Annotated in this window: 1 protein-coding gene; it reads right to left on the minus strand. The window is 30.1% G+C overall.

Going from position 1 to position 382, the window contains the following annotated elements:
• Positions 1-66: 66 nt before the first annotated feature.
• Positions 67-382: helix-turn-helix domain-containing protein (locus tag ACU68W_RS09285; RefSeq protein ID WP_446756441.1), on the minus strand; the 316-nt coding region annotated here is incomplete at its 5' end.

Here is a 382-nt window from a genome sequence, read left to right on the forward strand (position 1 = left end):
CATCAACTTTATTAATTTCAAAGTAGTATGTTGATTTTGGCAAATCAATAGCTATTAAAAGATATTTTAGTCTGTAGCCTTTTTCTTTGAGTTTTTTGACAATCGCTGCTTTTTCGCCTTGAGTTGCGCAGCGTAGTTCTTTTCTCTCAAGGCGATTTCTTTTTTTATTATTTCATTTTCTGCCTTTATATATTCATTTTCTGCTCTCAATCTTATGAGTTCTTCTCTTTCGGATTCATTAAGTTTTTTTGCTTCATGGATATTCGTTTTTTTCATGGTTGTATTCTTAGGTTTACGACCTTTCTTTTTATTTACAAGACCATTATATCCATAAATTTTATACTTGTTAACCCATGAATAAAGTTGTCCACGATTAATTCCT

Source organism: Finegoldia sp. P2-F-LR (assembly GCF_052932265.1).